The organism is Pseudomonas sp. P7759 (assembly GCF_013386445.1).
Classification (GTDB): Bacteria; Pseudomonadota; Gammaproteobacteria; order Pseudomonadales; family Pseudomonadaceae; genus Aquipseudomonas; species Aquipseudomonas azotoformans_A.
Map to the genome: position 1 here is coordinate 19,194 of NZ_JACART010000063.1, position 23,485 is coordinate 42,678.

Here is a 23,485-nt window from a genome sequence, read left to right on the forward strand (position 1 = left end):
AGGTTTTGCTGGACTCTAGGCTATTCGTCACGCAAATTTAAATTCCAAGTTCTTATGCCGAGCATGCAGCTGATGAATGATCTGCGCCGCATCGACCTCAACCTGCTGGTGATCCTCGACGCCTTGCTCAGCGAGCAACACGTCACCCGTGCGGCTGAGCGTTTGCACCTGAGTCAGCCGGCAGTCAGCCATGCGCTGGCGCGTTTGCGTGACCTGCTCGGTGATGCGCTGCTGGTGCGCCAAGGTGGCAGCCTGGTGCCAACTGCCCGCGCGCTGGAGTTGGCCGCGCCACTGGCCGAAGCCCTGGCCCAGGTGCAGGCCTTGCTGGCGCCGAATCGCTTTGACCCGGCGTCGGCCAAGCGTAGGTTTCGCGTGGCGATGTCTGACTACAGCGCGGCGATTTTCCTACCCGACCTGGTGCGAGTGCTGCGCCGCGAAGCGCCGGGTATCGACCTGCAAATCATCCAGGCCAGCCGTGAGGGCATGGTGGACGGGGTGCTCAATGGCGATATCGACCTGGCGGCGGGCGTGTTCCCCGACATGCCCGCCGAACTGCGGACTACGCCATTGTTCGAAGAGCACTACACCTGTCTAGTGGACCGCGACAGCCTTGCGGCAAGCGGCACACTGGATCTGCCCACCTACCTGTCACGTCCCCATGTATTGCTGGAAATGCGCGGCAGCGGCACGCCGGAAATCGAGCGGGCGCTGACAGCGATTCGTGAGCGTCGGCATGTGGCGATCAGCCTGCCGCACTGGGGCGTGGCGCCGCAGTTGATCCGCGGCACGGACTTGATCCTGACCGTGTCTTCCCGAGGCTTGCTGGAGATTGATCACGCGCATTTGCTGGCGGTACCACCGCCCTTTCATATTCCGTCGTTTGCGTTCGAGCTGGCGTGGCATGCACGGCGGGGTGGGGATTCGGGGTTGCAATGGTTGATTGGGCGGGTGCAGGGGGTGTTACAAATCTGAGCCTTCATCACCAGGATGCGGGTGGCTGGCGCCGGGTATGGAAGATCCGCATCACTTGCAATCGGCCCTCTCGGATGCGATACGGGACAATGTAGGGCCATCTAGGCACGACCCATTCGCGAGTCCCTGGCACGCGTCCCTCTTTTCCCATCGCTGGAAATTCAGCAATCTGTTGGAGCCCAGTCAAGATTGCCTGGACAAATTCGTGGGCCGCTTTTGGATTTTCTTCAGCAATATAAGCGGCTTCATCGTCAAGGTTCCTGAGGGCTGCCCTCAGCCACTCAACCTGCATTGGCGCGCCATTTATCAGCGACAGCTTCTACCTCGGCAGCGGTAGCGAAATCGCCCGCATCCGCTTCTTTCAGCGCTTTTTGAATTTCCTCAATTTGCCAGGCTTCGCGCGTGAGGTATTCGCGTAATGCGTCAACCGCCAGAAAGGATTTGCTGCGCCCGGTGGCCTTGGCGAGACTGGCAAGCGTATCGGCGATATCTTCCGGTATACGTAGGGACATGACAGACATGACGACCTCGTTGTAGTGACATGTAGTGCAACATACTACATTGTCACCGTGCCCCTGGTTTCCCCCGTTCGTCAGGGGGCGTTCTGATTGTAAAAGGAGTATTCATGCTCTCAGGCTTCAACCACCTGACCCTGGCCGTCACCGACTTGCCGCGCAGCATCCGCTTCTACCATGAGCTGCTGCAACTTCACCTGGACGCCACTTGGGACTCCGGCGCCTATCTCTCACTGCCGGGGCTCTGGTTATGTTTATCGCTTGATCCACGGCGTGACTCGAAGCCGGCGACCGATTACACCCATTACGCGTTTACCGTGGCTGCGGCTGATTTCACCCGGTGCGTAGAGCGCCTGCGAGCGGCGCAGGTAGAAGAATGGCGCGACAACCGCAGTGAAGGTGCCTCGTTCTATTTTCTCGACCCCGATGGTCACAAGCTCGAAGCCCACGTCGGTGACCTGGCCTCACGGCTGCAAGCCTGTCGCGCCAAGCCCTATGCCGGAATGAAGTTTTACCCGTAGCACGGGAACGTGCAGAATCTGTTTACCTCTTAACCCTCCGTTTGAGTCGCGCCCATGACCCCATCCTTGCTGCTCGCCGTACTCGCTTCAGGTTTCATCTACGGTATTACCCCGGGGCCTGGGGTGTTGGCCGTGTTTGGTATCGGTGCCGCCCGTGGTCGTCGGGCCGGTGCGGGTTTCTTGTGCGGGCATCTGCTTGGGGATGTGGTGTGGTGCTCCACGGCGCTGATCGCCATCGTCGGCGCGCGGGAAGTGGGCAGCAGTGCGTTTGATGTGCTCGGCGTGCTCAGCGGCCTTTACCTGTTCTGGCTCGGCTGGCGTGCGATCCGTACCCAGCGTCGCAGCAGTGATGCGCCTCAGGGCGCGGCGCGGCATCCGTTCTGGCACGGCGTCCTGTTCGGCCTGACCAACCCCAAGGCGTACCCGGTGGCGGTGGCGACGTTTACGGCGTTGTTGTCCAGCCGTGCCGAATTGCTGACCTGGTCGATGCTGCCGTCGCTGATCTTCCTGAGCTTCGTCGGCGGCCTGCTGGCCTACGCGATCCTGATCGGCGTGGTCGGCGCGCAGAGGGTGCGTACGGTGTATCAACGCCATGAAATCCTGATCACCAAGCTCTGTGGTGTGATGTTTATCGGCTTCGCCATCAATGCCCTGGCGCACGCGTTGCCGGGCCTGTTTGGCAGCAAACCCGCTTGATTTGACGATGACCGTTCGTCGCACTGGCGAGTTTTTTCTAAACCTTTGCCGCCCTGAAAATTCGAATTGAGGGCGGGGTGTGTTCCCCCGCCCTTATTTTCAGCCTGGAGGAACCCATCATGAGCCGCATGGCTATCCGGTTACGCACCGCCAGTTTCGCGATGCTGCTGGGCCTCGGCGCCAGCAATGCTTTCGCCCAGTCGCCTGCTGAATTCATCGAGCAGGCTTCGGCCAAGGGTATGGCCGATATCGAAACCAGTCGCATGGCCCACGCCAAGACCTCGTCCCAGGAGATCAAGGACTACACCATCGAGGTGATCAACGAGCGCACCCTGGCCAACCAGCACCTGGCGGCCATTGCCAAGAAGCTCGACCTGCCGGTGGCGCCGCGCGAGAAGATCGTCGACAAAGCCGAAACCCTGATGCCCGAACTCAAGGACGGCGACTCGTTTGATGCGGCCTACACCGCGCAGCAAGTGAAGGAAAATGAAGACGCCATCGCGCTGTTCAAACAGGAAGGCGCGGCGTCGGATGTGCCGGAAATAAAAGCGCTGGTCGACGAGACGCTGCCCAAGCTGGAAGAGCGTTTGCAGAAGGCTCGGGCCTTGGCATCGACTTACGGTAAAGGTCATCAAGGCGACGGTTAAGTTCGTCATCTGAAATAAAAAAACGGCGGTTGGATCAGATCCAACCGCCGTTTTTTATGCCTGGTTCAAATCGGTTTTGGTCGGTGCCGCATCGTCGGCAGCATGACCGCAGCTGCTGTTCAGGCTCACCGTGCCGGTGTTGCCGATGCTGCGGTATTCCTGGCGCAGTTTTTCCAGTTCCTTGCGATCCAGGCCATCCAGGCTGAGTACGGCATTCTGTGCATCCTTGGACACGCGCAGCAGTTCATCGATCTTGATATGCAGGATGTCGTTGTCGCGGTTTTGCGTGTTCTGGATCAGGAACACCATCAGGAACGTGATGATGGTGGTCGAGGTGTTGATGATCAGTTGCCACGTATCGTTGTAGTGGAAATACGGCCCGCTCAGGCTCCACGCCAGGATCAACGCCACCGCCGCGTAGAACGTGCGCGGGCTGCCGGCCCAACGGGACAGGGATTGGGAGACTGCGGAGAATTTCATGACCGTTTTCCTTGGAAGGGGGTGATGAAATAATGGACCGCAGGGATTCTTTGAAATTTCTTTTTACATTTGCTGAGGGCCTTCAGAACGCCAATTCAGCCTGGCCTGTACCTTCCAGCGCAAGCAAATACTGCTTGGCCTCCAAGCCTCCCGCAAAGCCGGTCAACCCGCCTGACGCGCCAATGACCCGATGACACGGCGCAATGATCGAGATGGGGTTACGCCCATTGGCGGCGCCCACTGCGCGTACGGCTTTCGGGTTGCCGATCTGCTGGGCGATCTGGCTGTAGCTGCGGGTTTCGCCGAAGGGAATCGTTAGCAGCGCCTGCCAGACTTGTTTCTGGAAGTCAGTGCCGGCGAAATCCAGTTCCAGCTCGAAATGGTTGCGGGTGCCGGCGAAATACTCCTGCAACTGGCGTTGGGTTTCCACCAGCACCGGGTTTTCAGGCGCTTCGTACAATTCACCCAGGCGTACACGGTTGGCGCGTTCGGTTTCCCACAGGATGGCGCTGAGTTTGCCGTCGCGTGCCACCAGGGTAAGTTGGCCGACCGGGGAGGGCATGAGTTTGTATTCGTAGGTCATGAGCGGGCTCCTGAAGGTGGGTGTAGTGGGAGTCTAGAGTGGAGCGCTGATCGGCAAACTACGTTTCTTGCGATCAAATTCAGCGCCGCCAGTAGAGCCATCCGTTACCCTTCCTGCTGCAGCACTTTAAGCGCCGCCGACGCCAGAAACCCCGAGCGGCTTTTCTCTTCCGGATGATGCAGTACATATTCATCGATGCGGTTCAGCAGGTAGCCCGGCAGCGTGATGTTGAGCTTCTGCGCCTTGCCCAGATACCTGGTGACATCAATGTCCACCACGGCCCAGGTGCAGCCTGCGTACTGGGGGTTTGCGGCATGCAGGGTGACCTTCTGCGCACTGGGAATCGGTGCACCGTCTTCCGCCAGGATCTCGAAGTGCCCTTCGATGGCTTCGCGAGCCATGTCCATGGCGTCGTCTAGGTCGTCACCGGCGGAGTAGCAACCGGGAATATCCGGCACTTCTACGCCCCAGGCGTGATCCTCGTCGCCGCTTGAAATTGCAATCGGGTAAAGCATCATTGAACCCTCAAAAGGGTACTTACTATAACCACCAAAGCTTTGTAATCAACGCGACCGCATCCATTCATATTGAACGAATTTTCCGAAAGGAACGTACGAGGGCTCTTTCAAAACCCTTGATACGCTATCTAGGCTATATCACTCTATTTATTACGTTCATAAAGGCTTGGATCAATAAGTTGTGTTCTTGTTTTCGGGTAAGAACTAACAGTTGCGCACACGCATCCACTTCCGCCAGCGGCCTGTACGTCACACCTTTATTCATCAAACTCTGCGTACATGCCGGCACCAACGCCACACCTTGCCCGGCGGCCACCAGCGCAATGATCGACGTGATCTGCCGCCCGGTCGGGCCTGGGCGCAAAGGCTGGCCGTGATGCCGATAAAGCTGCTCGATGGACTGGTTGAGCCCCGATCCATAGTCCGCCGGAAACAGGATCAACGGGTAGGCACTGAGCTGCGCCAGGTTGACGCTTGCCTGGCGGGCCAACGGGCTCTCACTGGACACGGCGGCCACCAGCCTTTCTTCGCCCAGGGACAGCGCTTGCACCGCTTCGCCTTGCGGCAACAGGCGACTCAAGCCGATATCCAGCCGCCCATCCGCCACCTGCGCACCCAGGCTGCCGGAGGCGCATTCCACCAGGGTCAATTGCACATCGGGAAAACGCAGGGCAAACGCCTGGATCGCCTGGCTGAACAGGTCCGACAGCGCGATCGAACTCACATACCCCAGCGTCAGTTGCCCCGCAGTGCCCGCCGCCAGTTTGCCGGCGATCACTTGCGCCAACTCAACCTGCTCCAGCACACCACGGGCATAGGGCAGGAACGAGCGGCCTTGCGCGGTGAGGGTGACCGTACGGCTGGTGCGATCGAACAGCTTGAAGCCCAACTCGGTCTCCAGCGCCGAGATCTGGCGGGTCAGCGGCGGCTGCGCCAGGTGCAGGCGAATGGCCGCGCGGCCGAAGTGCAATTCTTCGGCGACCGTCAGAAAGTAACGCAGCTTGCGTAGGTCGAGCATCCTGGTCCTTGGGTATCGATCGGTCTGAAATCGGTATTGGTTTTAGACCTGCCGGCCATTCTATAAAGACCTCACAAAATAAAACGAGAGGTTTCATGAAACCGCGCCTGCATTGTGCCCGTCTTGCCCTGTTCCTGTGTGGCTGCGCGGCGTTTCTCAACCTGTATGCCACCCAGAGCATTCTCCAGACGTTCGCCGCGCAGTTTCACATCAGCGCCAAGGCGGCGGGGTGGAGTATCACCGTGACGACCTTGGCGGTGGCGATCACTGCGCCTTTCGTCAGCCGGCTGACCGGGCGCTTTGAGCAACGCACGGTGATCAGCGCTGCGGCGTTGTTGCTGGCGGTGCCAGCGTTGATGACAGCCTATGCCGACAGCTTTGCCGAGGTGCTGGTGTGGCGCTTTGTGGAGGGCATGCTGATTCCGGTGGTGTTCGCCACCAGCGTGGCTTATATCGGCGACCGCTGGCGTGGCGGCACGGTCACGGAGGTCACCAGCCTTTACGTGGCCGGGACGGTGTTGGGCGGGTTTGCCGGGCGCTTCGTCACGGGCGTGATGACAGAGTACGTGGGCTGGCGCGAAGCGTTTGAGATGTTGGCGGTGTTAAGCCTGATGGTGGGTGGGTTTATCCAGTTCCTGTTGCCGGTCAGCCGTGCGCGCTCCGTGAGGGTTGAAACTGCGTTTTCGGCGGTTTTTCGCAAGCCTTTATTGGCCGCTTACGCGGTAGGTTTTTGCGTGCTGTTTTCCCAGGTGGCGGCGTTTACCTACGCAGGTTTGTATCTCGGATTACCGCCGTTCAGCCTGGGGCCTGCGGCGCTGGGCACGCTGTACATGGTGTTCCTGCTGGCGCTCGTCGTGATCCCCATCGCCGGCCGCCTCAGCAAGGCCCGGCCACATGCTGAACTGCTGAGCGTGGCTGCGGTGCTGGGTATTACCGGCTCCGCGCTGACGCTGTTGCCCTCTTTGGGGTGCATCGTGGCAGGCCTCGCGCTCAGCTCGACTGGCGTGTTCCTGGCCCAGGCGGCGGCCAACGCATTCACCACCGCGACCGCAGGTGACAACAAAGCAGGCGCCGTGGGCGTGTACCTCACCTGTTACTACCTGGGCGGCAGTTGCGGTGCGATTGTGCCTGCGTTGATCTGGGAGCGTTGGGGCTGGGCCGGGTGTGTGGTGCTGATTATCGCCTTCCAGGTGTTGACCTTGTTGATCGCGCTCACTGGCTGGAAGCCCGTTAAACCTCAACTGATCGCGACGCCATGAACGACACCTCAAACCGCCGCCGTACCTTGATCGCCGGCTGCAGCGCCCATGCCGTGCATGATGGCCTTACCGATGTCATCTACGTGCTACTCCCAATCTGGCAGGCGCAGTTTGCGCTGTCCTACGCCCAGATCGGACTGTTACGCGGTGCCTATTCCGGGATGATGGCAGTGTTCCAACTCATGGCCAGCCGCGCCGCGAAACACTGGGGCCGTTTATCGATGCTGGTGGGCGGCACAGCACTTGTCGGTGCGGCTTATCTAATGGTGGGCCAAGCCACTGGATGGGTGATGTTGCTGCTGGCACTTCTGTTAGGTGGATGGGGCGCCAGCACCCAACACCCGCTGGCCTCTTCGATGATCAGCGATGCCTACGAGGGCGGTGGCGGAATCAAGCAGGCGCTGTCCCAGTACAACTTTTCCGGCGACATCGGCAAAACGCTGATTCCGGGCTTGATCGGGTTGCTGCTCACCGTCATCAGCTGGCGTGCCAGCGCGACGTTGCTGGGGTTGCTCGGCTTGGCAGCGGCGGGGTTGCTGTGGTGGCTGGTTCCTGCAAAAGTATCCGAATCCACCTCTACAAAAAGCGCAAAGCCTTTCAGCGGAAGTGGCTCCGTCACCGGCCTGCGCGCCTTGATTCTCACAGGCACCCTCGACAGCGCCGTACGCATGGGCTTTCTCACCTTCTTGCCCTTTCTGCTGCAAGCCAAAGGCGCGGGCACTGCCGGTATTGGCCTGGCCCTGACGCTGTTGTTTATCGGGGGCGCATTCGGCAAATTGCTCTGCGGTTACCTGGGGGCGCGCATCGGCATGATGAAAACCGTGTGGCTAACGGAAACCAGCACCGTGTTGCTGATCGTTGCCGCCGTGTATGTGCCGCTGGCCGGGTTGATGGCGATGCTGCCGTTATTGGGCCTGGTGCTCAACGGTACGTCTTCGGTGCTGTATGGCGCCGTGCCAGATCTGGCGGGCGCTGGGAAGCGGGAGCAGGCGTTTGCGTTGTTCTACACCGGCACCATCGGTGGTGGTGCGCTGGCGCCGGTGGTGTTCGGCGGGGTGGGGGATGCGTTGGGCGTGTCGGTGGCGGTGATGGTGTTGGCGGGGGTGTTGTTGGTGACGTTGCCGTTGGCGTGGGTGGTGCGGCGGGGGATGATCGATGAGTGATAAATGCAGGATCGGGGTGTGCTCCTGAAACTTGCGGCATTGCCTACACAACCATCAGAATCGTCCGAGTTGTGCGTCTTGGGCGACCTCTTTAAGGTTCGTCTGCCGCTGCCTATCAGCGGTCGGGTTTAGTAGCCCGATAAAAAATTTCCTCGGCGTATGGCTGTCCTTGCAGTCAGGCATTTCAGTGCCTGAATCTATTGGTAGCTGTGCGCAGGGCGTCTTCGGGCGCGCCGGTTTTCGAGGAAATTTCCGGTCTACTAACCTGCGTACAGCTGCCACCCTAACCCTTTGGGTGGTGGTCCTTACCGAGGATCAACAGATGTGTAATGACTCATGTAATCCATCCGTAAAACTGTTCAGCGTCCGTCCCGAAGCCAACACCGAAGCACTGCTCGCCAACGCCTACGAAACCATCGCCGGCGCGGGAGCCATGACCAGTGAGTTCGCCGAAACCCTGCCTTCCCAACAGCGCTACCTGGCCCTTGCGATTCAGCAAATGATCGAGTTGGGGCTGATGCTGGTGGAAGCGGCGCAGGACCGCGTGGATCAAGCCGCCTAGCTCGTTTGGCGCACTGAATAGGCTTGCCTTCCCAGGCCGCCCATACCACGGGGGAGGGGAGCCAACGAATTCCAAATCTTACAGGGACGAGGCCAGCGTAAACGGAATGCGCAATGCGCCAATCGGTCCTTCCCGCACACCGCACATTTCATCGTGCACGCAGTGCTGAACCAGTACACAAGGGAAAGGTGGAACCCGTTGCAACAGGCTGCGCAAATGCGTGGTGGAGCCGATGCGCAGCGGCTGGGCGTCATCGCCCTGCAGTGTCATCTCCGCGTTATCCAGCCTGACGCGCGCGATATAGAAGCCACCCTCCAGCGACAGCAACTCCAGCTCGCGAACTTCACCGTTCATGGCCAACTCAGTCAGCATTTGCAGGTTCATGTTTCACCCTCACTGCGGGTCATTCATTGGCGACGAAAGAACAGCGTGACTTGGCCCCATTCGACGCCGAACTTGGTCATGCTGGAGCGGTTGATCAAGGTGTCCTCGTCCATCAGATACATCCAGTCATCAAAGCTCACCTCGTAGACCGAACCGTCCACCGGCAGGTTGAGCCTGTAGCGCCAACGCAGCGCGTTACCCGCCACTTCGCCGATTGCCTCGCCGACCACATCACCCGCCCGGCCCTTCCAGCGCCCCGGGCCATCCGGTGTCAGCGTCCACACACGTTGTTGACGCGTGCCGTCGCTATACAGAAAACGCTCGTCGAGAATCAAGGCGTTGCCCTCGCGCCGGCTGGCGATAGCCACTTCAAAGCGCTTGGTGACCTCACCGGAACGCTTCTGGAAAATGCCCCAGGCCTTGACGGGCTTGCTGAAGAAACGCTCCAGGTCCAGATGCGGCTGCTGATCAACGTAGCGCTCGACGCCTACGTTGGCGCAACTGCTCAAACTCAACATCAATACCCATGAAACCAGTAGTCGTGTCATGGTCGGCTCCGTGATTGTGCGTCAGTACGTTCGACGAATACTTGTACAAGAATATAGATTTGTACAGGTATTCCCGACCGATGAATGATGCGTCAAATCGCGGCCATAAAAAAACCGGTCACACAGGACCGGTTTTTTAGGCATCCCCCGTCAAACACAGCCTGACGCGAAACGAGAATTTGAGTGGAGCGGGTAGAGGGGTCGAATGGGCCACTTGGTGCGCGGGTTTCAGGGCTTTTTTTGGTTCGCTATACAAGCCGCTATACGAGAATTTTCCGGATCGACTGGTCCCGCACCGCCTGTGACGACGCAGCGCGCTGGGGGTGACGGCGGCCCTTGGATGAGTTATTTTAAGTGTAAGCAACTTGCGTATATTTTTCCTATGAAAACGGTCTTCTTCGAAACCACAAGCTTCACCGCCACTGTTGGTGACTACCTGACTGACGATGAGTATCGGCAGCTTCAGACCGAAATGCAGGCGAATCCTGAAGCAGGCGATGTGATGCCACGTACCGGAGGTTTCAGAAAGCTCCGCTGGCAGGACGTTCGCCGAGGCAAGGGAAAGCGCGGTGGGCTGCGTGTCATTTACTACTGGCTGATGAATGACGGTCAGTTTTGGATGTTTGCGATCTACGACAAGGATGAAATGGCGAACCTGACCGCTGATCAGGAGAAAGCACTGAAAGTTGCGATTGATGCAGAGTTGAAAAAACGAGGTGGAAAATGAAAAAGCGCGATCTGTTTGCAGAACTGATGCAAGGTGTTGGCGAGATGGCTGAACACCGGCAGGGGAAGATTACGCTTCGTCAGTACGAAGTGGAGGCCCTTGCGCCCCCAGAAGTGACGGCTGCTGAAATCATTTCTATCCGTGAAAAGCTGCACATGTCACAGCCAGTATTCGCCCGGCAGATCAGGACCAGTCCTGACACGCTGAAAAACTGGGAGCAATCGAAGTCCAAGCCCAATGCTCAGGCGGCGCTGTTGATTAAGCTGGTTGAGCGCTTCCCGGATATGGTTGAGCGACTGAACGCTGTTTGAGCTGATCGGTTCAAAGCCCGGCTTGGTGCCGGGCTGACTGCATTAGTCTTGCTCAGGTGTAGAGGGCAGCGCTGACGCAAGCGTCTCAAGGCTCGAAACAGGTTGATCCAAGCCTCTGGCTCCTCTGAATGTGACTGCTAGCTGATGCTCCTCTGTTTCAACAACGTCGTTGTTGTTCATGCGCGAACCTCCCGTTGCGGGTGGCGGTTTTTAACGCGTGCGGGTGGGGATTTCAGTCGGCTCAATAAGCTGACGGAAGATTCCGATATGTGTAACGAAGTATCGATTGGACGTAATGGGCGGTGCCCTTGCGTGAAAGGGGGATAAGCCATTCTCCTTAGCTCCTTCGTGAGATTAAGGAACCACCACCTGCCGTTCTGACACAGTCAGGGTGGCAGACCGCGCGAGGGTCAGAAACCGGTACACGAAGGAACACCGGCCAGGCCGAAGCCTGCCTCGCGCGGTCCGCCATAGTAATGCAGCAGCAGACGCAAAAGCGCCGTTGCAGCTATGGCGCTTTTCGCGCCTTCGTGAATTTGCGGGTTCTGACACCCGGTCACAGTATGTAAGTGACGCTAAAAGAGTACCGTTTGAAGGCGGGGTGAGCAACTCGAAATTGTAAGAGAGCGTTTATACGAAGTATCTATAAGTCATGGATGATCCATGCTGATTCTCTGAAGCTAGATAATCAATAAATAAACAGATTGAAGCCTGATTAGTTATGAGTGGGCGCGCGGAAAGTTAACATTTTAAATGTGCGCAAAGCGAATTTTGTATTTGTTGTGGCTTTTTTCAGCATCTTAATACGCGCGCGCAAAGATGCGCTGATTTATAGGTGTTAATGTTAGGTGTTCTTTGTATTTTGTTGCTGATTTAGATTTTGTGGTATAAGCTAAGTTTGTGGTTTTATAGTCGCTCAAGGAGTTTTTATGTTGCTGAGTAAGGGAAGTATTAAAGGTAAACGTATAATAACGGGTTCTGTTCCCTCATCTGAGCGTGAGGCTAGTTATGAACTGCGTATTGATAAGCTTGTTGACTCTGAAGGACGTCTCGTTGAGGAGTTTTTACTAAAGCCTCAGGGAATAGTAAAGGTTGTTTCAACAGAAATTGTTACTGTACCTTTGAATGTTATGGGGTTTGTTTTTGTAAAAACAAAATTGTGCAATGACGGCGTCCTGGCTTTGAATATCGGAATAGTCGATCCTGGGTTTAGTGGTCCTTTACAAAGCGCGCTGATAAACTTCGGTAAAGGGGCTGTTAGATTGAGGGCGGGGGATGTATATAGTCGAATAGTTTTTCATGATGTGGATTCGAATTGTCATGCGGCAATGGGGGGGGCGCTAAGTCATTCTGACGTATTGAGAAATGTTGTCGATCAAGTTGATGGCGCCCTAGGTGGGTCGTTCTTGAATATATCTGAAACAGTAGATAAAGCAGCAGGAGAAATGCTGAGCAAGGCGAAGAACTCAGCGATATTATGGATCTCAACAGGTGCTGTATTTGTAACGCTTTTAACATTTGCACTGAATTTCATGAATATGTGGGCCGTAGGTTATCAGTTTAAACCGCAAGTTGAGCAGCTTGAAAATAAGAAGATGGAGGAGGTGATGAGTAGGGTTGTAAGTTTAGAGCGGAAAAACTCTGATCTGGTTCAAGATTTAAAGTTGAAAGAATCTATCAACAAGACAGCAGAAAAGAATAGTGAAATGTTAAGTCTTGCCTTGTTAAGAATTGAGGGGCTGGAGAAAGCATTGTCTCTTCCAGCAAGCGGCATCATGGAGAAAGACATAGTGAGGAGCAAGTAAGTGGCCACTGATGGATTAAACTCTTTTTTATCTTTGGATGACGCGTTTAAATTCTCTATAAGTAAGTTGCTGGCAGATGGAGTTCGATGTCGCCCTCGCGGAATAGAAACCTTAGAGCTTAACGCATTTGGTTTTACTATTCTTGATCCTCGTAGGCGATATATAAGCATACCTGAGCGGCGTTGGAGTATTGTCTACGCCATTGGTGAGTTTTGCTGGCATGCAAGGGGGGGGGTGTATGTTGATGAAATTGCGTATTATGCCTCTAAATGGAAAACTTTAAATAAAAAATCTATTGCTGCAGGAAGTTGCTATGGTGCCAAGATATTTGGTGCGGGGGAAAACTCAATTAGTCAATGGGACCGTACATGTAATGTTTTGAAGCGTGATCCTGACAGCAGAAGAGCTATATTTAATTTTTCTGACGATGACTCTGATGCCGCTGACATAGAGAGTGATATTGCCTGTGCAGTTAGCCTGCAGTTTTTTATAAGAAATAGTTTTTTGGACGCTGTATGTACGATGAGGAGTAATGATGTAATGCTTGGCATGTCATATGACGTGTTTTTATTTACGATGCTTCAAGAAATGATGGCTCTAACTTTAAATGTAAAGATTGGTAAATATCATCACTTTGTAAACTCTATACATCTGTATTCCAAAGATATAGAGCGGGCGAGCACAATAATTGAATCTGAATTGACAGTCTTTCAACCGATGCCTGCAATGAAGGATTTATCAGGATTGCCAACATTTTTGGAGCGTGAGCGTTTAGTTGTTTTAAATAAAACCTTCGAGTTTGATAGTGCGTTAAATGATTACTGGGAGATCATGCTCTCTGTGATTAAGAAGTGGGAGGGGATGAATGGCGGTGTGAGGCAGTCGTGCAAAATAAAAAATCCTATGATTAATGAACTTTTTGATCTCCGGTTTGGGTGAGGCTTTTTCAGTTTATAATGTGGCCCGTAATCGACGTTGTGTTATTTATTGTCTGTGAGCTGATTTGAGTCTTTGTTTAGCGTTACCTTAGTATTGATAATGTCACGGTAGAGGAGCGCTTGGGTGCGTTATACGCCCTGGAATTAGTTTTTAGAAGGCGATATACTGTTAAAATTGGTGTCGGGGAAAAGCAAGTGCCTAAACTATTCAGCGCAAAAAGCAGTAAAACTCAAGAAATTCAAAAGAAGCCTACCTTCGTCGATATTTTTGCTGGTTGTGGTGGATTAAGCCTCGGTTTAATGCAGGCCGGCTGGGATGGGCTTTTTGCTATTGAGCATGATAAATATGCTTTTGAAACATTAAATAATAACTTAATTGAAAAGGAGTCGGGTAATAAGTTTTCTTGGCCGGCATCGCTTCCTAAAACTGCGCATAGTGTGTATTCGATTTTAGAAGATAACACTGATTTTTTGAAGGGTTATGCTGGTAAAGTTGATATGTTGGTTGGTGGTCCCCCTTGTCAAGGATTTTCAAGTGCGGGAAAAAGAAATATAAGTGATCCGCGCAATAAACTTGTTGAGGCCTATCTGGAGTTTGTTAAGGTGCTTCAGCCTAAAGTCTTGCTTATTGAGAACGTTCGAGGAATCACCTCGAGTTTTAGTGATGCTAGCGATCCAGAAGTAAAAACTAATTATGCAAATCAGATAATAAATTCGCTTTCGGTTGATTACAATGTTTCAACGAAGGTTCTTGACACTTCAAGTTTTGGTGTTCCTCAACGAAGACAGCGTTTTTTTATAATCGCCTTTAGAAAGAATGTTGCGCGTGAGTCACTTAATCCGTTTTTTGAAATAGAGCAAGACCGTCCTCAGTTTCTGAAACTCAAGACTATAGGTTCAATTCCAGTTTCATCGAAGCAAGCTATTTCAGATCTCGAAATTAAAAAGAATGGAGTTGCAGTCAGCCGCGATACCGCGGGCTTCATGGAGATTTCTTATTCTGGTCCTTTAACGAGCTACCAGAAGCTCATGAATGCTGGGGGTATTAGTCCTCTTTCTGATACGCGATTAGCCCGTCATAGGCCTGAAATTTCAGACAGATTTGAAAAAATTATAAGGTTATGCCACGCGGATGGTCGTCTGAATGTGTCACTGTCTGCAGAAATTAAAGCGAGTTTTGGCTTGAAGAAAAGTGCTATTAGAGTTTTAGATCCGAGCGCCCCATCACCTACAATCACTAGTATGCCCGACGATCTTATTCACTATTCAGAGCCTCGCACGCTAACGGTACGAGAAAACGCTAGGCTGCAAAGTTTTCCGGATTGGTTCACGTTTCATGGAAAGTACACCTCGGGTGGTAGCCTAAGGCGGAAAGAGGTGCCAAGATTCACTCAGGTAGCAAATGCTGTTCCACCACTTGCGGCCGAAGCCATAGGCTTGACGATCGCAAGATTGATTGAGTCAGAGAGAGATTTTAATTTGGTGCCTGAAGCTGTAGAGCTAAAAGCTCGTCGAAGCATTCTTGATATTCAAGAAGCTTAACCCTTAACGCCCTCATATCGTTGCTAGTAAGTTCGATACCTTTTCGATCAAATATTTTTCTCGAAAAACCATTTGCTTCAACACGAATATGAGCTAAATCATTTCTCTTGGGCATAACCTCATTGCGGTAGCCCTCAAGCTTATGATGGTGCGCCTTGTGTACATCCAACTGTGTAAGAGATTTTTTTAAAAGACGTAATCTATCATCGCTTGTATAGACGCCATGGTGCTCCATCAATTCACGAATATGTGTTATCGCCACAATTGTCTTTGTTGTTTCTTGATAAGAAATTTGTTTTTCTTCAACTCGCTCTATTACGGTTGCAAGCGATGTTTTTTTAAAAATTGCGTCAGAACGCTCATATAAGTCTATTAACAGGTCGTTAACTATTTGGTCTATATCACTAGTGGCTCCCATAACAATGCCTCGGGAGTGGTCAATATCCAATACTTTGCGTACTAAATTTTCAAATACACCCTCAACAATATCTGGAAGATCGTTTCTGTGGGATGCGAATACTCCCTGGACATCGAGCGCTGTGGCTTTGCTCATTAACTCTGCTGGAGCCATTCCTGAATAAAAAATAATATCTTTATAGGGAAAGATTTCCCTTACCTCTGCTAATCCCTCGTCGCCTTTTTTTCCTGGGCCTAGATCATAGTCCATTAAAATAAGATCAATATGGTCTCCATAAATGTCGTCAGACAAAAACTCTTTAGCTTGATCTACTGAAGACGCGAACTTCACTCGTAAACGGAATCCCTCCTTTCTTATAAGGGCCTGAATTCTGTCTCGCTGAGCATGAACATTTGCTTGATTGTCTTCAACCCATAGCACGTTAAAGTCAAGTCTCATTTTGCTATCCTTATCAAAAAGCTTGCCCCTTTGGTTCCGGTTTTACTCAAAGCTTCAATGGTCCCATTCATTTCCCCAAGTACATGAGAAACATGGTATAGACCCAATCCTGATCCATCTGTTTTAGTGTAGCCTTTTTCGAAAATTCTATCTAGATCATCTATGCTATCAATAAAGCCACGACCATTATCCGCAACAGTTATATGGACTGAATTTTTACTTGGGTGAGTTATTTCAAACGTGATTTTGCTAGCTCGGGCTCTGCGGGCATTAGAAACTAAGTTGTCTATAACTACAGAAATATCAATTGGTTTGAATTTTTGTAAAAAACCTTTGCTGTCGTTAGTTACTGACATGCTAATTGGGCCTGATAAAAAATCTTTAGCAACGCCATTTATGTACTGCTCGATGTACTCTCCTAAATCAGCTTCGATTTTTTCAGATTCGAGACGAAAATTTGCCTTTGTCGCGAATTTAGATATGCCCATTATTTTTCTGTTAAGAAGGGCGATTCCATCCATTGCATTAATTACATCCGATACAGAGACTACGTCGTTTCCTGATATTTTCACAAGGAAATTTTCCAACTGCTGTTGGATGTCCACCGAGTATATAGTGACCTGATGGTGAAGGTTGATTATAGTATCTGTTTCTAATGTAGTGATTGAAGATAAAAATAAGTTTCTTTTCTTTTCTTCGACTAGCTTTTCGGAGTAGTTGGATACTAATAACTCTGCCTTTCTAGCCCTTTCTTGCGCCGCCTCTTTTGCTTTTCTTTCTTCGTCGGCTTGTTTGTGAGCGCGTTCTTCAGACGCTCTAAGTTCTTCGAATTTTTTTTCCGCTACATCAATTTTATTTAGTAAGTTGTTGTCTTGGGTTTTCTCGGCAATTGCTCTTAGGCTGGTTAGGGAGCCTTCGAATTGGGATGATCGTTCACTCAAGATTCCGATCAATCTTCGGCTGTAATCGAGAAGTTCGACATTTTTATCATCGACTAGTTTTGCAACAGCATTTGTAACTCGAGCTCGTCCTGGATCAGTTAACAGCCTTGATACATCGCTTGTGTTTTTGTCTTCTTTATCTACGAATGTAACGGGAACTACGTATCTTTCCAAACGTATTTGGCAATAGTCGCGGAAACACTTTTTCAGCTCTGCGACAGCAGGTGTTTCTATTAGACCAGTGTTACGACTTGATGCCTCCTGGAAGTCACTATCTACTCCGGAAACATCAATTCGGCCGATCACATCACGAGTACCTAAGAAACGGGCATACCCCTGTTGTTTTCTCCTATCCATGCCAAACCAGTCGTCGCCTTCATCCCCAATGGGAAATACTCTGAATCCATTACGAAATAAAAATACAGATCCAAATTGAACTGAAGGAACACCCATTCGTTTGGCAAATGTAAGTTTTGCTGATTGGTTTAAAAAGAAAACCTGGCAACGAAACTCAGAATTTTCGAGCAGTGTAAATTCGTTTGGTTCGCGAATTTTATAAATTAACTCTCCACGGTCGATCAGCGTGCTTTCTATATACTTTCCTGAAGGATCAATTTGCACATCTATAAATGTGGTTTTTTCCTGCAGCGTGGAAAAAATGAAATTACCTACATCACCATTAACTAGCGAATTGTGAGATGCTGTTTCTCCTTTTCGGTCTAGTTGGTTTTGGTGCTCTTTGTCTGTCTCTGCTTCGTGTGGGGCAATAATTTTGATTGTAAATCCATCTGTAGCTGCGCCAAAAGGATTTATGAGTTTGGCAAGTGCGGATTTTAGTCGTAATATTTTCTCTCTGTTCCAAACTATTCTTGTGTTTTCAATTGAGATTACGGTTCCATGTTCGAGTTTTGGAGTGCCGTGAGGCAGAATAAAACCCGCTGAATTTAATTCATAATCTACAGTGATGTTGTGGAAATGCTCGCGGTGATTTTTGTCAAAAAGGGTCCAGTCAACAGTAATTGTATGTACTCCCTTACCCTTTTCTGATTTGGGTCGGGTTTGTAGTTTGACTATGGTTCCTAGTCTATCTGATGAAAATCTACCAATACCTTTACTGCCGGCATAGCTACGCCGATCTGCAATATCGTTTCGAAAGTCCATGTTTCGATTTTTTGTTCTTTTTGATGAATAAGCTACAAATAACCATTTTGACCTAATATCATCGTAAGACATTCCCTGGCCATTATCTGAAATTATTATACGGTCAGTGTCGAAGTAGATACTAACTAACTTTGCATCTGCGTCAAAAGAGTTTTTAACAAGTTCGAATATTGCGACCTCGTCGTCTGTAATGAGATCGCTGCCTAATACGCTTTTTAACCCGCTGCTCACGTCAAAATGCAGAGCCTTGTTGTTAGCAATAACCATCCTAATTATTACTCCGAACTATTTTCTGTTTTTAGCCTTAACTCCATCTGAGACGGGTTAATGGCGACAAAGGTTATTGGTGTGAGCTCAAATTAACCTAGATTATTGGCCATGAGAAGATTTTTATGAATGAATCTGCCAGTTCTTGAGGGAAGGGTCCCTCGTGGTTTTGTAGAGACTGCTGGGTTGTTGGCAAAAAGCCGTTGCGGGGAGGTTGGCAAAACGACACCATAGTACGCTAACCACCTGTTTGAAAAGGTAGCGTGTATGGAAATACCTAAGGACAGCTCGGCGTTTTTGATGCCAAAGCGTCAATCTAACCCTGCATGGAGCCGAGATGAGCTGATCCTTGCTCTGGATCTTTATCTACGGTACCGCACTGCCTTGCCTTCAAAGGATCATCCGCACGTGTTGGAGCTTTCAAACCTATTGGGTCGTTTAGGAGGACTACTGAGCTTCGGCGAAAGTGGCACGTTCCGAAACGCGAATGGCGTCCATATGAAGCTCGGTAATTTCCGTAGGTGGGATCCGGAATACGTAAAGGACGGGAGAACAGGGCTTGCTAAGGGAAATAAAGATGAGGGGGAGGTGTGGAGTGCGTTTGCTAATCATCCCGACAAACTGGCGGGAGCGGTGTTTGCTATTCGAAGAGCTGTCGAGGGCGGGCAGATCGTCAGGTTTCTTGAGCTTGAGGCCGTAGATGAGTTTTGGGTTCAAGATGCAGAGGAAGGAAAATTGTTAACCGTCCTGCATCGAATTCGTGAGCGTAAACGTTCTCTCGTCGAAGCAAAAAAGAAAGATATGCAGAGGAGGTATGGCCAGCTCAGATGCGAGGCATGTGATTTTAACTTTTCAGAGCATTATGGGCCAGGGGCACAAGGTATTATCGATGTTCATCATATTAAACCAGTTCATACACTTAGGCCTGGTGAGAAAACGAAATTGTCAGATCTGGCGCTGGTTTGTGCGAACTGTCATAGAGTCATTCATTCGAGAAAGAAATGGCTCACTGTCCAACAGGTTCGAGCGCTTTATGATGAGTTCAATAATCATCTCTGAGTGTTTCAATGGAGCACAGTTTTTAAGTGGCTGATTTAAGCAAACTATTATTTTTTCAGAGAGCACATATAAATGACTCGGCTTTTGCGGTGATGAACGACTTGGCTTTTAAGCGCTCATGTTTTTTTTGTGAGGCAGTGCTAGTCCTCTTTTGAAATTTCAGGTTCTAATTCGAAATCTGATTGAAAGGCTAAAGAAAAACCATGAGCTACTTGTGTGGGTGTTTAATTTTGCAGGGCTGCTTCATTAAAGGCATCGTATTTTCTGCTCTGAATGTTTAGCGCAGTCAGGAAGTAGTTATTCTGGTTCGCAATTCAATATGGTGCTCAGTGATATTTCGATTCTCCAGCGCCCCAAGATAATCCACATACCACTGTACCATTCTCTGCCGCTGCGCCAGAAAAACCGCCTTGTCATACACCCCCTTCAACCCCGGCTTCTTATGCGCCAGGTGCATATCCCGCCAATCCTCCGGCCAACCATGCTCCGAGAGCAACGTGTCGCACGTATGCCGGCTCCCATGCCCAGTCATACGCCCCTTATAGCCAATCAACGCAAAGCACTTATTGATCGACCCATCAGAGATAACCGGCACCTTTTCCCACTAGACGGAAACAGATACCGCGAACAACCCGTCCGCTTTTGCAGCTCCCTGATCATTTCAACCGCCTGAGTAGGCAGTGGCACCAGATGATCCCGCTTCATTTTCATCTTCGCCCCAGGAACGCTCCACAACCCGTTCTCCAAATCGAACTCCGCCCATTCCGCCCAGCGCACCATCCCTGGCCGTGACGCGGTCCACACGGTCAACCAAGCCGCCGTTTTCACAATCACACCGCTTTCCGACTCCCGCAGTGCCTTGAGAAAGTCCGGCAACTCCTCCTCCAACAAATGCGGATACTGGTTCTCCGGCGGCGCCTTCTCAGCAATCGCGAGCAGATTGCTGGCAGGATTGTTTTCAGTCATGCCCTTAGCGATGGCCAGCGCAAATATCTGATTCACCCACACCCGCACCTTTTCCGAAGTGTTTTGCGCCCCACGTTTCTCGATGCGTGCCTGCAGGTTGGCGCAATCGCCACGGGTGATGTGATCGAGAGGTTTATGCCCAAGGGCAGGGAGGATGTCGTTCTTCAGGGCGCCGCCAATCCCCTTGAGGGTTTTCTCAGCCCGACCATCTTTGATTTTCTTTTCCAGCCACAAATCAGCCGCCACTTTGAACGTATTGGCCTCAGCGACGGCCTGTGCCGCTTTCAGTGCAGCTTTATGCGTAATGGGGTCGACGCCATCAGCATTAAGCTTCAACGCCGCACGTGCTTTTTCTCGGGCGTACTTGGCGCTGACATCAGGATAGGTGCCCAACCCATGCCAGCCCCATTTCCCATTGGGCTTTTTGTACCGCAGCACCCAGCGCTTACGACCCGCACTGGTCACAAGGAAGTAGAGGCGGTCAGCCCCGTAGTTTTGGTAGTAGTCCTTCGCCTCAGGCTCCAATGCAGCCAACACCGTATCGGCCAAGGGCAGGCGCTTGATATCAATACGTTTCATGGCGTTTGTATAGCGTGGTTCGATCTAACTCCACTATACAAACCGCTATACAAAAAATTCCAGACTGAGAAGACAAACGGCGGAGTGCGAGGGAACGTGTGGAATCGCTGAAAGCCCCGAATTGACTGGGCTGGTCGCTGATGTGGAAACGTGGGGGATGATGCGCAACAACGAGGGAAAAGCAGAAGTGGAGCGGGTAGAGGGAATCGAACCCTCGTCGGAAGCTTGGGAAGCTACTGTTCTACCATTAAACTATACCCGCTCAGAGCGGCTGACTTTGTACCAGATGTTCGCGGGGATTTGAAGTTTTTCTTCAAAAATGTGTGGGTTACGTGCTTGTGGGAGCAGGCAAGCCAGCTCCCCCACAAGCGTTCAAATGGCAAAGGCATGCTGTGCCTGACCCTGGTGATAGCGCAAGCGGCTGACTTGCCGCTCCGGTTTCAAGAAGCCCACCACCGCCTCCCGGCTGTCCCGGCACGCCGCCTTGTGCTCCATGTCCAGGAAATGCCCCGTCGCCTGAATCGTGCTGAAGCTGCTGTTGGCCACATGCTGGCCAAACAGCTTGGCATCCTGGGCGCTGGTGTATTCGTCCCATTCACCGTTGAGGAACAACACTGGAACGTCGATCTGCTTGGCCGCCTTGAGGTAGCACAGACGATCGCTGTTCAGCACATGGCTGATGTGAAAGTGCATCTGCCCATACTCATGCTCGGCCAGGCTGCTCACGTGCTTGTAGTTGAAGCGCTTGAACAGTGACGGCAGGTGTTTGCCGATGGTGCTGTTGACGAGGTGGCCGACGCGGTCGCGGTCGAGGTTGCCGAGGTAGTCGACGCCGCGTTCCAAGTAGTCGCGCATCGGGGCGTTGATCACCGGCGAGAACGAGCTGATCACGGCCTTTTCCACGCGACGAGGGCGGTGGGCGAGGGCGACCAGGGCAGCGGCACCGCCCCAGGAAAAGGACAGTACGTGTTCGGCGGCGAAGTGATCGATGAGTTCCAGCAGAAGCTGGCCTTCGACTTCCTTCGTCAGCATTTGCTCGTGGCGGTTGTGGATTTTGGAGCGGCCAGCGTAGGGCTGGTCGTACAAAACCACATTGAATTGCGGGTACAGGCTTTTCACGGTTTGGGCGAAGGATGCCGTGGTGGCCATGGAGCCGTTGACCAGGATGATGGTCTTTGCAGCAGCGTCCGCGCGATAGAACTCCGTGTAAACCCGATACTGACCCTGTATATCCAGCACAGCGATTTCTGGCCTCATGTCGTAAGACTCCTGGCAAGCGGGTAGAGCGCGCAGATCACTCTGCACGAGCTTTGTGACAGGTAGGCATACGCCTGGAAAAGGAGGGCCCATGTCGGTCCGATCACGGCTGGCCGACGGCTGTTGTTATGGCGGGCTGTTTGCCTGAGAGGCCCGTAGATCAAGCGCGGGCGGGGCAAGGTGTTTCTTGGAGGTTATAGGCGACTCGCCAGTCATATTTAAACTGGTGATCCTGATTCAAGCAGCAGAGGTGCGACCCCGCAAGGCGACAGGGCGGTTTTTTGCCATCACCGGCTGAACGGTCGTCAGACCTGTCGGATTTCGTCGTCAGTCAGCGCCCGATACTGGCCCGGCGCGAGGGCCACATCCAGCACCAAAGCGCCCATCCGCTCGCGGTGCAGGCCGATCACCTTGTTATCAAAGTGTCCGAACATGCGCTTCACCTGGTGGTAGCGGCCTTCAACGATGCTCAGCCGTGCGGTGGTCGGCCCCAGCAATTCCAACTCGGCGGGTTGGGTGGTGAGGTCTTCGAATGCGAAGTACAGACCCTCGGCAAAGGTACTCGCATACTCAGGGCCGATAGCCTGCTCGGTCTCCACGAGATAGACCTTGGGCAGTTTGGTCTGTGGCTGCGTCAGTCGCCGCGACCATTGGCCATCGTTGGTGATCAGCATCAGACCGGTGGTGTTGAAATCCAGACGACCGGCAATGTGCAGCTCACCTTTGTCCGGCTCATCAAGTAAATCCAGCACGGTTGGGTGCTGTGGGTCCGCGGTGGCGCTTACGCACCCCTGGGGTTTGTGCAGCATGAAGTAGCGCGCCGGTTTGCCGGCCTGAAGCACTTCACCGTCAACGCACACACGGCTGAATTCCCGGACCTCGTGGTGAGGATCGCTGACGGCAACGTCATCCACCGACACACGCCGCTCTGCCAGCAACAGGCGCACTTGCTTGCGATTGAAGCGCGGCAGGTTACTGAGGAGACGATCAACCCGCATTACTTCGGCTCAGCCCCGCGCAATTGCTGATCCACCTGGGCACAGCGTGGGCACAGACAAGCCTGGTTGCGCAGCTCCGAGGGCAGAGCCTCAAGCACCGCTGGATCGATGGTGACGCTGAAGCACCAGCAGGCTTGGTCGGCTGTGCGCGGGTCGGCCAGCGTGCAGTCGTTGCGCGCGCCACAGGCGGGGCAGAGTGTTGGCGTGGTCAT

The 23,485-nt window shown here is 52.5% G+C and carries 27 protein-coding genes and 1 tRNA gene; 13 read left to right on the forward strand and 15 right to left on the reverse strand.

Going from position 1 to position 23,485, the window contains the following annotated elements:
• The first annotated feature begins 54 nt into the window (after window positions 1-54).
• Window positions 55-972: a LysR family transcriptional regulator gene (locus tag HX823_RS29370; protein WP_038842334.1), complete on the forward strand. Its 918-nt coding sequence runs from the start codon at window positions 55-57 to the stop codon at window positions 970-972.
• Window positions 973-979: 7 nt separating this feature from the next.
• Here the strand turns inward: HX823_RS29370 and HX823_RS29375 are convergent, their stop codons facing one another.
• Both HX823_RS29375 and HX823_RS29380 read right to left on the reverse strand, forming a co-directional pair.
• Window positions 980-1,264, reverse strand: coding sequence for a type II toxin-antitoxin system RelE/ParE family toxin (locus HX823_RS29375; RefSeq protein ID WP_025855368.1), 285 nt, complete (start codon window positions 1,262-1,264; stop codon window positions 980-982).
• Window positions 1,254-1,493, reverse strand: a complete 240-nt coding sequence (locus HX823_RS29380) for a CopG family ribbon-helix-helix protein (RefSeq protein WP_133074346.1) — start codon at window positions 1,491-1,493, stop codon at window positions 1,254-1,256. The genes HX823_RS29375 and HX823_RS29380 overlap by 11 nt, the downstream gene beginning before the upstream one ends.
• Window positions 1,494-1,597: 104 nt before the next feature.
• Between HX823_RS29380 and fos the strand changes: the two genes are divergently transcribed.
• From fos to HX823_RS29395, 3 genes are all read left to right on the forward strand, one after another.
• Entirely contained in the window at window positions 1,598-2,008 is a 411-nt protein-coding gene (fos, locus tag HX823_RS29385) for a fosfomycin resistance glutathione transferase (RefSeq protein WP_177078126.1), read from the forward strand.
• A 54-nt stretch (window positions 2,009-2,062) separates the two neighbouring features.
• Window positions 2,063-2,704 (forward strand): LysE family translocator, encoded by a 642-nt coding sequence (locus tag HX823_RS29390; RefSeq protein WP_177078128.1) that lies wholly within the window; start codon window positions 2,063-2,065, stop codon window positions 2,702-2,704.
• Between the two features lie 119 nt (window positions 2,705-2,823).
• A complete protein-coding gene (locus HX823_RS29395; protein WP_016975135.1) occupies window positions 2,824-3,351 on the forward strand; it encodes a DUF4142 domain-containing protein in 528 nt (175 codons plus the stop codon).
• 54 nt (window positions 3,352-3,405) lie between these two features.
• Here HX823_RS29395 and HX823_RS29400 read toward each other — a convergent pair whose 3' ends face one another.
• The 4 genes from HX823_RS29400 to HX823_RS29415 all read right to left on the reverse strand — a co-directional run bounded on the left by HX823_RS29400 (window position 3,406) and on the right by HX823_RS29415 (window position 5,950).
• Complete coding sequence (locus HX823_RS29400; RefSeq protein ID WP_038842343.1) at window positions 3,406-3,831, reverse strand: low affinity iron permease family protein; 426 nt, start codon at window positions 3,829-3,831, stop codon at window positions 3,406-3,408.
• Between the two features lie 82 nt (window positions 3,832-3,913).
• Window positions 3,914-4,414 (reverse strand): methylated-DNA--[protein]-cysteine S-methyltransferase, encoded by a 501-nt coding sequence (locus HX823_RS29405; protein ID WP_177078130.1) that lies wholly within the window; start codon window positions 4,412-4,414, stop codon window positions 3,914-3,916.
• A 104-nt stretch (window positions 4,415-4,518) separates the two neighbouring features.
• Complete coding sequence (locus HX823_RS29410) at window positions 4,519-4,929, reverse strand: type II toxin-antitoxin system HicB family antitoxin (RefSeq protein ID WP_177078132.1); 411 nt, start codon at window positions 4,927-4,929, stop codon at window positions 4,519-4,521.
• Between the two features lie 136 nt (window positions 4,930-5,065).
• Window positions 5,066-5,950 (reverse strand): LysR family transcriptional regulator, encoded by an 885-nt coding sequence (locus tag HX823_RS29415; RefSeq protein WP_177078135.1) that lies wholly within the window; start codon window positions 5,948-5,950, stop codon window positions 5,066-5,068.
• A 95-nt stretch (window positions 5,951-6,045) separates the two neighbouring features.
• On the opposite strand from HX823_RS29415, the gene HX823_RS29420 reads away from it, so the two are divergent.
• The 3 genes from HX823_RS29420 (at window position 6,046) to HX823_RS29430 (ending at window position 8,934) form a co-directional block, all read left to right on the forward strand.
• Window positions 6,046-7,209 carry an MFS transporter gene (locus tag HX823_RS29420; protein WP_177078137.1) on the forward strand — a complete coding sequence of 388 codons (1,164 nt, stop codon included), beginning with the start codon at window positions 6,046-6,048 and terminating at the stop codon, window positions 7,207-7,209.
• Window positions 7,206-8,372, forward strand: coding sequence for an MFS transporter (locus HX823_RS29425; RefSeq protein ID WP_177078139.1), 1,167 nt, complete (start codon window positions 7,206-7,208; stop codon window positions 8,370-8,372). The genes HX823_RS29420 and HX823_RS29425 overlap by 4 nt, the downstream gene beginning before the upstream one ends.
• A gap of 322 nt (window positions 8,373-8,694) precedes the next feature.
• Complete coding sequence (locus HX823_RS29430; RefSeq protein ID WP_033902672.1) at window positions 8,695-8,934, forward strand: DUF6124 family protein; 240 nt, start codon at window positions 8,695-8,697, stop codon at window positions 8,932-8,934.
• Window positions 8,935-9,012: 78 nt separating this feature from the next.
• Here HX823_RS29430 and HX823_RS29435 read toward each other — a convergent pair whose 3' ends face one another.
• Entirely contained in the window at window positions 9,013-9,318 is a 306-nt protein-coding gene (locus HX823_RS29435; protein WP_028619324.1) for a DUF6482 family protein, read from the reverse strand.
• Between the two features lie 23 nt (window positions 9,319-9,341).
• Window positions 9,342-9,866 carry a DUF3833 domain-containing protein gene (locus tag HX823_RS29440; protein ID WP_038842360.1) on the reverse strand — a complete coding sequence of 175 codons (525 nt, stop codon included), beginning with the start codon at window positions 9,864-9,866 and terminating at the stop codon, window positions 9,342-9,344.
• 382 nt (window positions 9,867-10,248) lie between these two features.
• Between HX823_RS29440 and HX823_RS29445 the strand changes: the two genes are divergently transcribed.
• The 5 genes from HX823_RS29445 to HX823_RS29465 all read left to right on the forward strand — a co-directional run bounded on the left by HX823_RS29445 (window position 10,249) and on the right by HX823_RS29465 (window position 15,189).
• The gene (locus tag HX823_RS29445) at window positions 10,249-10,593 is read left to right on the forward strand and encodes a toxin (protein WP_177078169.1); all 345 of its coding nucleotides are present in this window, start codon (window positions 10,249-10,251) and stop codon (window positions 10,591-10,593) included.
• Window positions 10,590-10,904 (forward strand): DNA-binding transcriptional regulator, encoded by a 315-nt coding sequence (locus tag HX823_RS29450; RefSeq protein ID WP_017529609.1) that lies wholly within the window; start codon window positions 10,590-10,592, stop codon window positions 10,902-10,904. Before HX823_RS29445 ends, HX823_RS29450 begins: the two co-directional genes overlap by 4 nt.
• Window positions 10,905-11,833: 929 nt before the next feature.
• Window positions 11,834-12,709, forward strand: coding sequence for a hypothetical protein (locus HX823_RS29455; protein WP_177078141.1), 876 nt, complete (start codon window positions 11,834-11,836; stop codon window positions 12,707-12,709).
• A complete protein-coding gene (locus tag HX823_RS29460; protein ID WP_177078142.1) occupies window positions 12,710-13,648 on the forward strand; it encodes a thymidylate synthase in 939 nt (312 codons plus the stop codon). It abuts the gene before it with no gap.
• Window positions 13,649-13,767: 119 nt separating this feature from the next.
• Window positions 13,768-15,189: a DNA cytosine methyltransferase gene (locus tag HX823_RS29465; protein ID WP_177078144.1), complete on the forward strand. Its 1,422-nt coding sequence runs from the start codon at window positions 13,768-13,770 to the stop codon at window positions 15,187-15,189.
• Here the strand turns inward: HX823_RS29465 and HX823_RS29470 are convergent.
• Window positions 15,122-16,045 (reverse strand): response regulator, encoded by a 924-nt coding sequence (locus HX823_RS29470; RefSeq protein ID WP_177078146.1) that lies wholly within the window; start codon window positions 16,043-16,045, stop codon window positions 15,122-15,124. The genes HX823_RS29465 and HX823_RS29470 overlap by 68 nt on opposite strands.
• Window positions 16,042-18,414, reverse strand: a complete 2,373-nt coding sequence (locus HX823_RS29475) for an ATP-binding protein (RefSeq protein ID WP_177078148.1) — start codon at window positions 18,412-18,414, stop codon at window positions 16,042-16,044. Before HX823_RS29475 ends, HX823_RS29470 begins: the two co-directional genes overlap by 4 nt.
• A 267-nt stretch (window positions 18,415-18,681) precedes the next feature.
• Between HX823_RS29475 and HX823_RS29480 the strand changes: the two genes are divergently transcribed.
• A complete protein-coding gene (locus HX823_RS29480) occupies window positions 18,682-19,473 on the forward strand; it encodes an HNH endonuclease (RefSeq protein ID WP_256350319.1) in 792 nt (263 codons plus the stop codon).
• Between the two features lie 549 nt (window positions 19,474-20,022).
• On the opposite strand, the gene HX823_RS29485 is transcribed toward HX823_RS29480, so the two are convergent.
• The 5 genes from HX823_RS29485 to HX823_RS29505 all read right to left on the reverse strand — a co-directional run bounded on the left by HX823_RS29485 (window position 20,023) and on the right by HX823_RS29505 (window position 23,485).
• The gene (locus tag HX823_RS29485) at window positions 20,023-21,018 is read right to left on the reverse strand and encodes an integrase arm-type DNA-binding domain-containing protein (protein ID WP_256350320.1); all 996 of its coding nucleotides are present in this window, start codon (window positions 21,016-21,018) and stop codon (window positions 20,023-20,025) included.
• A 188-nt stretch (window positions 21,019-21,206) separates the two neighbouring features.
• Window positions 21,207-21,280, reverse strand: a tRNA-Gly gene (locus HX823_RS29490).
• Between the two features lie 110 nt (window positions 21,281-21,390).
• The gene (locus HX823_RS29495; protein ID WP_177078150.1) at window positions 21,391-22,275 is read right to left on the reverse strand and encodes an alpha/beta fold hydrolase; all 885 of its coding nucleotides are present in this window, start codon (window positions 22,273-22,275) and stop codon (window positions 21,391-21,393) included.
• A gap of 305 nt (window positions 22,276-22,580) precedes the next feature.
• Window positions 22,581-23,273, reverse strand: a complete 693-nt coding sequence (locus HX823_RS29500) for a 16S rRNA pseudouridine(516) synthase (protein WP_177078152.1) — start codon at window positions 23,271-23,273, stop codon at window positions 22,581-22,583.
• On the reverse strand, window positions 23,273-23,485 hold the full coding sequence (locus tag HX823_RS29505) for a cysteine-rich CWC family protein (RefSeq protein ID WP_038848158.1): 213 nt from the start codon (window positions 23,483-23,485) through the stop codon (window positions 23,273-23,275). The genes HX823_RS29500 and HX823_RS29505 overlap by 1 nt, the downstream gene beginning before the upstream one ends.